11 protein-coding genes and 1 pseudogene are annotated in these 13,414 nt (G+C 72.3%); 6 read left to right on the top strand and 6 right to left on the bottom strand.

All coding sequences use genetic code 11. From position 1 onward, the window contains the following. Nucleotides 1–149: 149 nt before the first annotated feature. From MTP03_RS01485 to MTP03_RS01475, 3 genes are read right to left on the bottom strand one after another with little or no spacing between them, the layout of a single operon-like run. Nucleotides 150–650: a hypothetical protein gene (locus MTP03_RS01485; protein WP_248490266.1), complete on the bottom strand. Its 501-nt coding sequence runs from the start codon at nt 648–650 to the stop codon at nt 150–152. Next, nucleotides 647–1,069, bottom strand: coding sequence for a CoA-binding protein (locus MTP03_RS01480; RefSeq protein WP_248490265.1), 423 nt, complete (start codon nt 1,067–1,069; stop codon nt 647–649). Before MTP03_RS01480 ends, MTP03_RS01485 begins: the two co-directional genes overlap by 4 nt. A gap of 60 nt (nt 1,070–1,129) precedes the next feature. Beyond that, nucleotides 1,130–2,413, bottom strand: a complete 1,284-nt coding sequence (locus MTP03_RS01475) for an acetyl-CoA C-acetyltransferase (protein WP_248490263.1) — start codon at nt 2,411–2,413, stop codon at nt 1,130–1,132. Nucleotides 2,414–2,518: 105 nt separating this feature from the next. Here MTP03_RS01475 and MTP03_RS01470 point away from each other — a divergent pair, with 105 nt between their 5' ends. Next, the gene (locus tag MTP03_RS01470) at nt 2,519–3,877 is read left to right on the top strand and encodes a 3-oxoacyl-ACP reductase (protein WP_248490262.1); all 1,359 of its coding nucleotides are present in this window, start codon (nt 2,519–2,521) and stop codon (nt 3,875–3,877) included. 1 nt (nt 3,878) lies between these two features. Continuing rightward, nucleotides 3,879–4,769, top strand: a complete 891-nt coding sequence (locus MTP03_RS01465; protein WP_248490261.1) for a MaoC/PaaZ C-terminal domain-containing protein — start codon at nt 3,879–3,881, stop codon at nt 4,767–4,769. 183 nt (nt 4,770–4,952) lie between these two features. On the opposite strand, the gene MTP03_RS01460 is transcribed toward MTP03_RS01465, so the two are convergent. Together MTP03_RS01460 and MTP03_RS01455 are read right to left on the bottom strand one after the other, a co-directional pair. Then, nucleotides 4,953–5,549 (bottom strand): TetR/AcrR family transcriptional regulator, encoded by a 597-nt coding sequence (locus MTP03_RS01460; protein ID WP_248490260.1) that lies wholly within the window; start codon nt 5,547–5,549, stop codon nt 4,953–4,955. 79 nt (nt 5,550–5,628) lie between these two features. Further along, nucleotides 5,629–6,789, bottom strand: coding sequence for a glycoside hydrolase family 3 N-terminal domain-containing protein (locus MTP03_RS01455; protein WP_248490259.1), 1,161 nt, complete (start codon nt 6,787–6,789; stop codon nt 5,629–5,631). 123 nt (nt 6,790–6,912) lie between these two features. On the opposite strand from MTP03_RS01455, the gene MTP03_RS01450 reads away from it, so the two are divergent. From MTP03_RS01450 to MTP03_RS01430, 4 genes and pseudogenes are all read left to right on the top strand, one after another. Next, entirely contained in the window at nt 6,913–7,413 is a 501-nt protein-coding gene (locus MTP03_RS01450) for a universal stress protein (RefSeq protein ID WP_248490258.1), read from the top strand. A gap of 10 nt (nt 7,414–7,423) precedes the next feature. Beyond that, the gene (locus MTP03_RS01445; protein ID WP_248490257.1) at nt 7,424–7,624 is read left to right on the top strand and encodes a DUF2613 family protein; all 201 of its coding nucleotides are present in this window, start codon (nt 7,424–7,426) and stop codon (nt 7,622–7,624) included. Then, nucleotides 7,611–11,104: pseudogene (locus MTP03_RS01435) on the top strand (alpha-(1->3)-arabinofuranosyltransferase). Before MTP03_RS01445 ends, MTP03_RS01435 begins: the two are co-directional and overlap by 14 nt. Nucleotides 11,105–11,130: 26 nt before the next feature. Then, nucleotides 11,131–11,865, top strand: coding sequence for a hypothetical protein (locus tag MTP03_RS01430; RefSeq protein ID WP_248490255.1), 735 nt, complete (start codon nt 11,131–11,133; stop codon nt 11,863–11,865). Between the two features lie 168 nt (nt 11,866–12,033). On the opposite strand, the gene MTP03_RS01425 is transcribed toward MTP03_RS01430, so the two are convergent. Continuing rightward, the gene (locus MTP03_RS01425) at nt 12,034–13,254 is read right to left on the bottom strand and encodes an acyltransferase (protein WP_248490254.1); all 1,221 of its coding nucleotides are present in this window, start codon (nt 13,252–13,254) and stop codon (nt 12,034–12,036) included. Between the last annotated feature and the right edge of the window lie 160 nt (nt 13,255–13,414).

Below are 13,414 nucleotides of genomic sequence, written 5' to 3'. Positions count from 1 at the left end.
TCGGGCCGGGGGACGGAGGGAATGCGTCAAACGCATCCCCGATGACGATGAAACGGCCCCCACCTGCAGTGATACTGCCGATACGTGCCACGCATCGCGTTTCGGAACGACTATGCCACTCCTGCCGCGGCCACACTCCCGACGCGGCGTCAGCGGCGGAGGGCCGAGGTGGCGGCGTCGATCAGCGCGCGCCGCTTCGCCGAGGGTGCGTCCCACAGCGTGCCTGTCAGCGATTCCAGCGCGGCGACCTTCGGCTCCAGCGCCGCCAGCGCCTCCGTGCGCTCCTCCCCCGACAGCCGGGACGCGGCGATGATCGCATCGTCGAGCTCGAAGACCGCGTCGTCGAGGGCGGCGAGGTCGGACTCGGGGCCGTTGATCGCGGAACCCGCGGGCGGCGGGACGGCGGGCGCGGCGGCGCCGCGGTGCACATCGGCGATGGCGTACCGCACGCGCTGATGCAGGAGTGCCTCGGGCGCCGAGGATTTCGACCACTCCGCGGGTGCTCGCCCCGGCCGGCCCGGGATCAGGTCCCCCGAATCGGCGAATGCGCGGATGCGCTTGTTGGAGTCGCGCACGAACCACAGCACGCCCACCAGCGTGAGCACCGCCACCACGGCGATCACCGCGACGATGAGCAGCCCCGCGCTCATGCGGATCTCCTGGAGATCCGGGTGCGCCGCTGCTCGATGATCAGGCAGCGGTCCTCCACGTACAGCAGACCGGCGGACTCGGCGATCTCCCGCGCCTCCGCCGAGCGGATGCCCAGCTGCAGCCACAGGGCGGTCGCCCCGGCCGCGACGGCCTGCCGGGCGATCTCGGGGGTCTGCTCGGACGGCCGGAAGACGTCCACCAGACCCACCTGCTCGGGCACGTCGGCCAGCGAGCGGTACACCGGCTCGCCGAGGATCTCCTCGGCGTGCGGATTCACCGGGATGATGCGCCAGCCCCGGTGCTGCATGTAGGCGGGCACGTCGCGCGCGGCCTTCGCCGGATCGGCGCTGGCCCCGACCACCGTGATGGTGTCGTATTCGCGCAGGATCCTCTCGATCAGATCGTCCGTCGCGGTCATGACACCAGCTTAGGCGGCCGGGGCCGGCACCATCAGTCCTCGGGGCGCGCGCCCCGGGTATCAGCCCTCGATGATGGCGGTGATGCCCTGACCACCGGCGGCGCAGATCGAGATCAGTGCACGACCGCCGCCGTTCTCCTTGATCATCTTCGCGGCCGACGCCACGATGCGGCCGCCGGTCGCGGCGAACGGGTGGCCGGCCGCCAGCGAGGAGCCGTTCACGTTCAGCTTCGACCGGTCGATCGAGCCGAGCGGCGCGTCCAGACCCAGGCGGTCCTTGCAGTACTCGGGCGACTCCCAGGCCTGCAGCGTCGCGAGCACGACGGAGGCGAAGGCCTCGTGGATCTCGTAGAAGTCGAAGTCCTGCAGCGTGAGCCCGTTGCGCGCCAGCAGCTTCGGCACCGCGTAGGTCGGCGCCATGAGCAGGCCGTCCTTGCCGCCGACGTAGTCCACGGCCGAGTACTCGACGTCCTTGAGGTAGGCGAGCACGGGCAGGCCCTTCTCCTGCGCCCACTCGTCGGAGGACAGCAGCACCGTCGACGCGCCGTCCGTCAGCGGCGTGGAGTTGCCTGCCGTCATCGTCGCGTCGCCCAGCGCGACGCCGAAGACGGGCTTGAGCGTGGCGAGCTTCTCGACGGTGCTGCCGGGACGCAGGTTGTCGTCGCGGGTGAGGCCGAGGTACGGCGTGATCAGGTCCTCGAAGAAGCCGCGGTCGTAGGCGGCCGCCATGTTCTTGTGGCTGAGGTAGGCGAGCTCGTCCTGGTCGGCGCGGGAGACGCCGAACTCCTTCGACGTGATGGCGGCGTGCTCGCCCATCGACATGCCGGTGCGCGGCTCGCCGTTGCGCGGGATGTCGATGCCCAGGTTGGCCGGGAGCTTGCCCAGCAGCTTGAGCTGGTCGACGGTGCTCTTGGCCCGGTTGAGCTCGAGCATCACCTTGCGCATGCCCTCGGAGACGCCGATCGGGGCGTCGGAGGTGGTGTCGACGCCGCCGCCGACGGCCGACTCGTAACGGCCGAGCGCGATGCCCTGCGCCGCGGCGTTGATGGCCTGCAGGCCCGTGGCGCAGGCCTGCTGCACGTCGAAGGCCGGCGTGTACGGCGAGAGCGGGCTGCCGAGCACCGACTCGCGGATCAGGTTGAAGTCACGGCTGTGCTTGAGCACGGCGCCGCCGACGACCACGCCCAGCTGCTCCCCCTGCAGGTTGAAGCGGCTCACCAGGCCGTTGAGCGCGGCGGTGAACATGTCCTGGTTGCTGGCCTTCGCGTACGCCTTGTCCGAGCGCGCGAAGGGGATGCGGTTGCCACCGAGAATGGCGACCGGGCGGGTTTCGATGTTGGCCACGGGTTCTCCCTGGGAATCGAGGGTTGCTACTACCGAGTATTCTTACTCTGGAGTAAGTTGCTTGTCGATAGCCTATCGGAACCCCACACGGATGAGGTACCTCACATGCCTGATGCACCCAGCACGGACTTCTACGCGGCCTTCGTGAAGTCGGGCCCCGGCTCCTTCCTGGCCAGCCGGCTCGGCCTGCCCCAGCCGCCCGTCCTCCGCCGCTACCAGGCCGGCAAGCCCGCGCTCGGCGGCCCCGTCCTCCTCGGCGGCAAGGGCCGCCTGGTCGAGCCCGTGCGCGAGCTGCTCGCCGACTACGACCTCGTGGTGAACAACGGCGGCGCCCGCGGCGCCGAGAAGCTCGGCGGCGCGGTCTTCGACGCCACCGGCATCACCTCGATCGACGAGCTGATCGGCCTGTACGAGTTCTTCGGCCCGCAGATGCGCTCGCTCGGCAACAGCGCGCGCCTCGTGGTACTCGGCACCACGCCGGAGCTGATCGAGGACCTGGACGAGCACATCGTCCAGCGGGCCCTCGAGGGCTTCACCCGCTCCGTCGCGAAGGAGCTGCGCGACGGTGCCACCGCCCAGCTCGTGTACGTCCACCCGGACGACGCCACCGGCGCCTCGGGTCTGGCCTCGACGCTGCGCTTCCTCCTGTCCGGCAAGTCGGCGTACGTCGACGCGCAGGTCATCCGCGTGACGGACCGCGAGGCGACGGCACCGTCGGACTGGGACAAGCCGCTGGCCGGCAAGACCGCTCTGGTGACGGGTGCCGCACGCGGTATCGGCGCGACGATCGCCGAGGTGCTCTCGCGCGACGGTGCCCACGTGATCGCCGCCGACATCCCCGCTGCGGGCGAGGCGCTGTCGGAGGTCGCGAACAAGGTGGGCGGCACCGCGCTGCCGCTCGACGTGACCGCCGCGGACGCGGGCAAGAAGATCGCCGAGCACGTCAAGGCGCGCCACGGCGGCCTGGACATCATCGTCAACAACGCGGGCATCACGCGCGACAAGCTGCTCGCCAACATGGACGAGGGCCGCTGGAACGCCGTCATGGCCGTCAACCTCAAGGCGCCGAAGCAGCTGGTGGACGCGCTGCTCGCCGAGGACGCGCTGAACGAGGGCGGCGCCGTGGTGGACGTCTCGTCGATCGCGGGCATCGCGGGCAACCGCGGCCAGACCAACTACGGCGCCACCAAGGCGGGCGTGATCGGCATCGTCGACGCGTACGCGCCGGTGCTGGCGAAGAAGAACATCACGATCAACGCGGTGGCGCCCGGCTTCATCGAGACCGCGATGACCGCGGCGATCCCGCTGGCCACGCGCCAGGCCGGCCGCCTGATGAACTCGCTGCAGCAGGGCGGCCAGACGGTGGACGTGGCCGAGACGGTGTCGTACTTCGCCGCGCCGTCGTCGGCCGCCGTGACCGGCAACGTCGTGCGCGTCTGCGGTCAGAGCCTGCTGGGGGCCTGAGATGGCGAAGAACACGACCGTCCTGCAGGCGCCGCCCTCGAGCCTCTCGGTGCTCACGCGCGGCCTGCGCGGCATCCTCCCGGTGATCGGCAAGCAGGGGCCGCTCAAGCCCGAGACGCCGCTGCCGGAGCGCTCCGTCGAGCTCACCGTGGACGTCGATCCCGCACGGGTCGGTGAGTACTGCGAGGTCGTGGGGCTGAAGAACACGGGCGAGGTGCCCGTGATGTACCTCTACGTGCTCTCGTTCCCGCTGATCATGGACCTGTTCCTGGCGGACGACTTCCCCGCCGCGGCGGTGGGCTCGGTGCACGTGGAGAACACCATCACCCGGCGCCGACGCGTGGTGCCCGGCGAGCAGCTGACGCTGCGCACCTCGGTGGGCAACCTGCGCGAGCACCGCAAGGGCATGCTGATCGACTTCACGACGGAGTTCTCCGACGCCGCCGGCGAGTCCGTGGCGTCCGAGGTGTCGACGATGCTGATCCAACAGCGGACCTCGCTGTCCGGCGAGCCCTCGGGACCGTCGCCCAAGGAGGGCCGCCCCGGCGCCCCCGACGCGCTGCTCTCCGTCGACGGCTCGCTGATCCGTCGCTACGCCGGGGTCAGCGGCGACCGGAACCCGATCCACATGTCGTCGATCGGCGGCAAGGCCTTCGGGTTCCCGTCGTCGATCGCGCACGGCGCGTGGACCGCCGCGGCGATGCTGCGCGTCGTCGAGGGCCACGTGCCCGACGCCGTGGTGCATCACGTGCGCTTCGGCAAGCCGGTGATCCTGCCGGCGCGGATCGGCCTGTTCGTCGCGACCGACGCCGCCACCGGCGGCAAGGAGATCATCGCGAAGGACCTGAAGAAGGGCTTCCCGCACGTGACGGCCACCATCACCCCGCTGTAGTCCCCTGTTCGACGGTGCCCGCCCGGCCTCGGCCCGGCGGGCACTGTGCGTTCCAGGGTTGGACGCCCGGGGGATCGGCGAAGGATTGCGCGGGGTGAATCCTCGCCTGCACGAACACAGGAAGCCAGATCTGGCTTCGTACCACCGCCCAGCCGCGTATTCACCCGCGCGTTGCGGGACGACCTACTCCGGGCGCTCGCCGCGGATGCCGCCCCAGAGGAACGAGGTCATGATCTCGACGGCGCGGTCGAGCTGCACCTTGCCGGTGGCCAGTCGGTCCGCGATCGCCTCACCGGAGCCGACCAGGGCGACGGCGTACATCTCGAAATCGGTGTCGTCGGGGGCGTACTTGGCGGCCTCGCGGAGCAACACCGCGGTCATCTCCACCACGCGCTCGCGGTTCGCCTCGGACAGCGCGGCGAACGCGGCCTGTCCGGTGGCCTCGCGGTACATCACGCGCCAGGCGTCGCGGTTCTCGTCGACGTACTTCAGGAACCCCGCGATCACCGACCGCAGCCGCTGCAGGGGCGGGAGCGTGGGGCTGGCGTCGAACTCGATGCTGCGCATGAACCGACCGGCCTCGCGAGTCACGCACGCGGCGAACAACTCGTCCTTGGACCCGTAGTACAGGTACAGCATCGGCTTGCTGATCTCGGCCTCGCGCGCGACCGCGTCCATCGATGTCTCGTAGAACCCGTTGCGCGAGAACACCTTGACGGCGGCGTCCAGCATCTGCTGCTCGCGTACCGCGCGCGGCAAACGCTTCGTACCACCGGCCATCGGCGCCCTCCTTACTCTCGAGTCAGATCCTACGGCACCTGGTTACCGAGAAGTAAGTTACGGCGGAACCCGCGACGTTTCAGCAGCGCACGACGTGCTTCGCGCGCGCCACCCGGAGCACGGAATCGTCGAGCTGCTGACGCGAGAGCCTCTTCGACCGCACCGCCTCCTCGACCGCGGAGATCGCCGCGCCCAGCTGATCGGTCGAGATCCACAGCGCCACATCCGCGCCGGCCGTGAGCGACTTGACCACGGCCTGCGGCACGCTGAAGCCGTCCGTGATCGCCTTCATGCCGGATAGGTCGTCGGTGAAGATCGGGCCGTCGAAGCGCTGCGCACCGTACCCCGAGCCGGTGCGCAGGAGCCGCATCGTCGCCGGACTCAGGCTCGTGGGCAGACCCGGCTCCGTCAGACCCGGCACGGTGAGGTGGCCCACCATGATCCCCGCGTCCGACGTCGCGGCCGCGCGGAAGGGAATGAGGTCCTTCTGCTTGAGCGAGCTCAGCGGCGGCACGCTCACGCCGCCCAGGTGCGAATCCCCGGACGAGCTGCCGTGCCCCGGGAAGTGCTTGAACACCGGGTACACCCCGCCGTCGCGCAGCCCCGCCGCGAAGGCCTGCGAGTACTTGGTCACCACGGCCGGATCGTTCGAGTACGAGCGGTCACCGATCACCGAGTCCGCCGGCTGCGCCGACACGTCCGCGTCGGGCGCGAAGTCGACGGTGATCCCCTTCGACTTCAGCAGCTTCCCGATGCGCGCGCCCTCGGCACGCGCCTCCGCCACGCTCATCGTCCGCGCGAGCTCCCGCGCCGAAACCAGGTTCGCGCCGGGGACGCGGGACACCCGGCCGCCCTCCTCGTCGACCGACACCCACGCCGGGACCTTGCCCGCCTTCGCGACCTGCGCGAGCGTCCCGCCCGAGAACACCGACTTGTCGGTCCAGCTCCCGATGAACACGCCGCCCACGCCCTGCCGCACCGCACTCCGGGCGTCGGCCGCGTCGGTGACTCCCACCATGAGCAACTGCCCCACCTTCTCCCGCACCGACAGCTTCGCCAGGAAGTCCGTCCCGCACGCGGCCGGGCGTCCCGGGCCCGACGGTGCCGCCGACACCGTCGAGCTGGTGGCGGGGGCCGCGACGGGAACGCTGCTCGACGGGGCCGGGGGCGACGCGGGATCGCACGCCGCGACGCTCGCCGCGGCGACCAGCAGGACGGTGAGGTTCCGGGCCAGGCGCATGCGCCCCAGTCTGGCAGCGGCGGCGTCGCCCGGCGGAACACGCCCTCACTTGCACTGTGCAACCACACCGTTTCGGCGTAGCGTTGGAGCCATCAGGTAACCGCGAAGATCGAGGTGATCCGCATGAGTGTCCCCGTCAAGGTTCTGATCGCGTACGACGGCTCGGAGTCCTCCCAGCGCGCCGTCAAGTACGCCAGCAAGGTCCTCGCGCAGGGCCGCGACGCCGAGGCGATCGTCGTCACCGCGTGGGAGTCCACGATCCACCAGGCCGCGCGGCTGTCGGCGATGTCCGGCGTCGCGGGCGCCGGGGCCGCGGAGACCGCGCTCACCCGCGAGAGCGACGTGGTGCACGCCGAGGCGCAGAAGACCAACCAGCAGGGCGTCGACCTCGCGGCCGCCGCGGGCTTCACCGCGCACGGTGAGCTCATCGAGGTGTCCACCACCGTTTGGACGGCGCTCATCGCCGCATCCGACACGTTCGACGTGGACGTCATCGTCTCCGGCAGCCGGGGCGTCTCGGGCATCCGGTCGCTGTGGCATTCGTCCGTGTCGGAGCATGTCCTGCGCGGATGCAAGCGGCCGGTCATGATCGTGCCGTCGGGCTGCGCGGAGCTGGACCTGTAGACTCGCCCGCATGGACCGCACCTCGATCATCGCCAGCGCCACCGCTGCGCTCGCCGGCATCGTCGTCGCCGTCGCCCTTGCTTTGACGAGCGGCGCGGCCGTCGGTCAGACGACGCCGTCCACCAGCCTGGATAACGTGTCCAAGGACAAGGGCTTCCTGCAGGGCTCGTCGAACTACGGCGAGCGCGACGACTCGGGTGCCAACAAGTAGCGCCCAGCCCAACGCCGAACCCCTGACCCGCCGCGCAGGCGCGTGGGCGTTCGTCGCCCTGCTGGCGCTGAGCTTCCTCAGTGCGCCCGGCAGGATCGTCGCCGACACCAAGCTCGATCTCACGGCGAACCCGATCGGCTTCCTGGCCCGCGCGGCCAACGTGTGGTCGAGCCAGTCGCCGCTCGGCCAGGTGCAGAACCAGGCGTACGGCTACTTCTTCCCGCACGGGGCGTTCTTCGCGCTCGGCCAGCTACTGCACGTCCCGCCGTGGATCACCCAGCGCCTGTGGTGGGCGCTACTGCTGTTCGCAGGGTTCTGGGGGATCGTCCGGCTGGCGGAGGCCCTGGGCACGGGCTCGCGCGGTAGCCGGGTGGTCGCGGGCGCGGCGTTCGTGCTGGCCCCGCAGGTGCTCACGACGCTGGGCGCGATCAGCTCCGAGACGGCACCGGTGATGCTCGCGCCGTGGGTGCTGCTCCCGCTGGTGCAGCTCCTGCAGGGCGCGGACGTCCCGCTGCGGAACCTGGCCGCGAAGTCCGCGTGCGCGGTCGCGCTGATGGGCGCGGTGAACGCGGTCGCCACGGGCTTCGCGTGCGCGGTCGCGGCGCTGTGGTGGGTGCTGCACGCGCGCGTGGGCACCGGGACGGGCCGGTTCTGGCGGTTCAGCGCCTGGTGGACGGTGTGTGTGGCGCTCGCGACCACGTGGTGGATCGTGCCGCTGCTGATCATGGGCCGGGTCAGCCCCCGTTCCTCGAGTTCATCGAGTCGTCGCGCGCCACCACGCAGTGGGCGTCGCTGCCGGAGGTGCTGCGCGGCACCACGTCGTGGAGCCCGTTCATCTCCGACGAGCGCGCCGCGGGCGCGATGCTCACCACCGCCCCCGCGGCCGTGGTGGTCACGGGCCTCGCCGCCGCCGCCGGCATCGCGGGCCTCACCATGCGGCACATGCCCAAGCGCGGGGTCTGGGCGACGGTGCTGCTGGTCGGCCTGGCCGGGATCGGCGCGGGCTACGCAGGCGGGCTCGGCTCGCCCATCGCCGAGCCGGTCCGCGTGTTCCTCGACAGTGTCGGCGCACCGCTGCGCAACGTGTACAAGCTGGAACCGTTCCTGCGGCTGCCGCTGGTCCTGGGGCTCGCGCACCTGCTTGCGCGGGCGCCGCTGCCCGGCACCGTCGGCCTGGCGAAGGTTCGGCGGGCACTGGCGCACCCCGAGCACGACCGCCTCGCCGCGGGCGCGCTGGCCGTGGTGGTGGTGCTGGCGCTGGCGGGCGGCATGGCGTGGACCGGCAGGCTCGCGCCGCGCGGCGCGTACGACAAGATCCCCGACTACTGGTCGCAGGCCGCAGGGTGGCTGTCCTCGCACGCCGCGGGCACGGCGCCCGGTCAAGCCCGGGCCGAACGCGCCCTCGTGGTCCCGGGGGCACCGTTCGGCGCGCAGCTGTGGGGCCTGACCCGCGACGAACCGATCCAGCCCCTCGCCGAGACCCCGTGGGCGGTGCGCGACGCGATCCCGCTGAACCCGCCGGGCGCGATCCGCGCACTCGACTCGGTGCAGCGGCTGTTCAGCGCGGGCACGCCGTCGCCGGGGCTCGCGGCCACCCTGCGCCGCCAGGGCATCTCCTACCTGGTGCTGCGCGCCGACCTCGATCCCGCCACCTCCCGCTCGGCCCGCCCGGCGCTGGCCCGCGCGGCGATCGAGGGATCGCCGGGGATCAGCGAGGTGGCGCGGTTCGGGCCCGACATCGCGCCGCCGACGGTCGAGGACGTCGTCGTGGACTCGGGGCTGCGACCGCCGCTGCCCGCGATCACGATCTACCGCGTGGGCGGGGCGATCCCCGACGGGCCGTACCTCACCGACGCCGCGTCGATGCCGCGGATCGCGGGCGGCCCGGAGTCACTGCTCACGCTGCAGGCGGACGCCGCGGCGGCCGGGCGGCGCGAGCTGGGCGCGGCGCTGCTCGCCCCCGACGCGGCCGCGGCGGGCCTTCCCGACGGTGCGCTCACCGTCACCGACACGCCCCGCAACCGGGAGACGGACTTCGGCCGGGTGGACGACCACAGCTCCGCGGTGCGGACGCGGGACGAGGCCCGGCGCACCCTCAACCGCCTGCCCGACTACCCCGTGCCGGGCGCGGGCCTGGTGAACGCGCAGTGGGACGGCGCGACGGTGACCGCGTCGTCGTCCGCCTCCGACGCGACCCAACTGGGCACCGTGCTGCCGGGTGCGGGAGTGGCCGCCGCGGTGGACGGCGACAAGAACACGCCCTGGGTGTCGTCGGGCCTGGACCACGCGATCAATCAGTGGCTGCAGTTCACCCTGCCCGAGCCGCGCGAGGACCTGGCGGTCACCGTCACGGTGGGCCGCGCGCTGGGTCCGGCGGTCACCCGGCTGCTGATCACCACGGAGGCGGGCACCGTCTACTCCGATCCGGTGACGGTCGGCACCCCGATCACGCTGGTCGCGCCGTCGGAATCCACACGGTGGCTGCGGATCACCGCCGCCGAGACTGCGGATCACACGTGGGGCAACCAGTTCGCGATCTCCGAGGCGCAGCTCACGGACGCGCGCGGCGGACGCGCGATCCCCGCCCGGCACGATGTGGTGCTGCCGGAATCCGGTGCGGCACAGCGCTGGGTGTTCGGTCAGGAGACGATGGGGCGTTCGGGCTGCGTCGTCACCCCGGGGCCCGACGGTGCCCCCGGTCCGGTCCAGTGCGCCGACATCGCGATCGGGCCCGAGGAGCCGGGCCCGTTGCGGCGCACCGTCGTCGGGCCGGGCGCACCGTCCGTGATCCCGACGCTGACCGTGCGTGCCCGCCCCGGGCAGGCGCTGACCACGCTGCTCGCGGATCCGAGTGCGCCGTCGTCGTACGCGGACGCCGCGGTCGGCGACGGCCGGGGCAACGGCGGAGCCGCCACCGACGGCGACCCGAACACCGCGTGGTCGGCGCCGCAGTCGTCCACGCAGTCCACCGCGCCGAAGCCGATCCTGCGGATGCGGCTGCCGTCGCCGCAGCTGGTGGGCGGATTGAAGCTGCAGTTGCCCCGCGGGGAGGCGCCGGCGCGGCCCACGCGGATCGCCGTCGACCTGGGCACCGGCCGGCAGATCCGCGAGCTCCCCGAGGACGGCGACTCCGCGACCGTGGAACTCGAAGGGGCCGTAACGGATTCGATTTCGATCTCGCTGTTGGACTGGGATTCCAGGATCAACATCAACGCCCTCGGCTTCCCGGAGAAGATGCCGGCCGGGCTGGCCGACGTGCGGGCCCGGGCCCCGACGGTGCGCCCGTCCCCGATTCGGAGCCCACCGCGCCGGACCGCGCCGTCGCGGTGCCGTGTGAGAGCGGCCCCACTGTGCGGATCGGCGACGCGCTGGTGCGTTTCCGGCTCGAGGCCGGCGCGCGACAGCTGCGCGACGGTACCCCGATCCGCGCGGTGGCGTGCGATCCGGCGGTGCCGCTGCCCGCGGGGCGCCAGCACGTAGTGGCGTCGCCGGGTGCGGCGTTCAGCGTGGAGTCACTGGTTCTCGATACGCCGGCGTCCGCCGCGGCGGAGGCCGGCGCCCGCGATCAGCCCGCGCGAGTGCTGAGCTGGACGCCCGATCGCCGCGTGGTGTCGGTCGACGACGCGGCCGCCGACCGCGTGCTCGTGGTCCCCGAGTCGCGTAACAACGGCTGGGCGGCAACGGGTCCCGACGGTGCCCCGCTGCGTGCGGTCACGGTGAACGGGTGGCAGCAGGGCTGGGTGATCCCTGCGGGCACCGACGGCACCGTCACGCTGCGATTCGCGCTGAACGCGCCGTACCGGATCGGACTGTTCGGCGGTCTGGCCCTGCTGCTGATCCTGGCTGCCCTGGCGCTCGTCCCCGGGGCGCGGCCGGGGGCCGGCGCGGCGGTCCGGGCGTGGCGGCCAGGGGTGCTCGCCGGGCTCGGGGTGGGCGCGGCGGCGTTCGCCCTGTCGGGGTGGCCTGGTCTCGTGCTGTGGGCCGTGACCGGCGGCGCGACAGTGCTGCTCTCCTCCCTGCACCTGCCGCCCGAGCGACGCGCCGCGCTGCGGGTGTTCGGCGCGTCCGGGTTCGTGCTGGCCGCGATGTTGTGGCTGGCGACGGGGCCGTGGCACGCCGAGTCCGGATACGTCGGCCACGGACCCTGGCCGCAGGGACTCGCCCTGGTGGGCGTGCTCCTGATGGCGTGGTCGACGCTGCCGTGGTCACGCAGCGGCGGGAGGCCGCGGCGACGGCAGTGACGAACTCGCAGCGGAGTAGGTTCCGATCACCGGAACCATACGTTCAGCGCCGAACGGTGCCTTCCCGCTGCGACTAGTCGTTCCCGCGGCTGCCATGGCCGCCGCGGGAGCAGCTCAGTGCCGCGGGAGCGACCGAGGGTCGGCGCGGGACGACCCGACCCGTCCGTCCTATCCGACGGTGACCTGCTCGGGCGCAGCCTGCGACGCTGCCGACGACGCGGGACGGGCGGCGGACCGTCGGGCTTCGTGACGGGCGAGAGCGCGCCGGGCGGGCTCCTCCACCCAGGCGTAGCTCAGCGCGGAGACGGCGACGGAGAACACCAGGGTGAGCGCCGTGACCTTCACGAACGAGCCACCGAACGGGACGATCGAGAACAGCGGGAAGACCGCGGTGAGCACCACGAGGTGCCAGATGAAGATCCCGTACGACCACCGCCCGAGCGCCAGCATCGGCCCGGACCCCAGTCGGCGCGCCCGGTCCGAACCGGGCCCCAGCACCAGCGGCGCCAGCAGGAGGAACCCCAACACCCCACCGAGCCCGATGCGCACCGCGAACTGCCACGGCGCGGGCGTGTCCAGGGTGACCGGGCCGCCCAGCGGGGTCACGATCACGGCGAACACCACCGCGGCCGCGGGCCAGCACACCGACCTGCGCGCCACCCGCCGCACCCGCGCGTACCGGGATGCGGGCGCGAACACCATCTCCGCCAACACGATCCCGGCCACGAACCACGGCACGTACGCGGGCAGCCAATTGTGGTGGTTCACCCCGCGCGGCAGCGGGAGCGACGCCCCCACCCACGCCCAGCTCAGCGACACCACGGCCGCGCCGAGCAGCACCGGGACCCGCCAGTGCGCCGCCCGTCCCCGCAGCCGCACCACGGCCAGCGCCGCGAGCGGCAGCACCAGGTAGAAGAGCATCTCCACGGACAGCGACCACATCTGCGTGAGCCCGTCCGTGAGCGAGTACGGCACGAACACCTGGGTCAGCGTGAGGTTGCCGAGCCACGTCGAGCCCGACGGCGGCGTCGACCGCGGCAGCAGCGCGAGCGCGACCACCGCCACCACCAGGTACGCGGGCATGATCCGGACGACGCGCGACCGGTAGTAACGACCCGCGGGGGGCGGCGCACCGTCGGACCACGCGGCTCGCGCGTGCGCGCGCCACAGGAGGAACCCGGAGAGCCCGAAGAACAGCGCGACCGCCATGTCGAACCGGCCCCAGACCCGGCCGAGCACGGAACCGTCCACCTGGCCGGTCTGGAACGCGGTGTGCGTGAGCATCACGGCGATCGCGGCGAGCGCCCGCATCCCCTCCAGCGCGGGCACGAATCCTGCAGCACCGGCGGGTGTTGCAGTCGCGGAATCGCTGGTCCGGTGTTCGGTCATCGCCCACAGAATCTACCTGCGATTCGGGCCCCGCCCGCGCGCGAGAGCAGGATCACCCCGCGCGTCCCTGTAGGCTCGGGTAGTTGTAAGGGCGCACGCGACCGCGTGGCCCGTCGGCGTGTGCGAACCCCGCACGCGCTCCGCAAGACCGTGAGGAGAC

Source organism: Tsukamurella sp. PLM1 (assembly GCF_023168325.1).
Lineage (GTDB): Bacteria > Actinomycetota > Actinomycetes > Mycobacteriales > Mycobacteriaceae > Tsukamurella.
The sequence above is the reverse complement of the archived record's forward strand: the minus strand, read 5'-3'. Positions and strand labels throughout refer to the sequence as shown.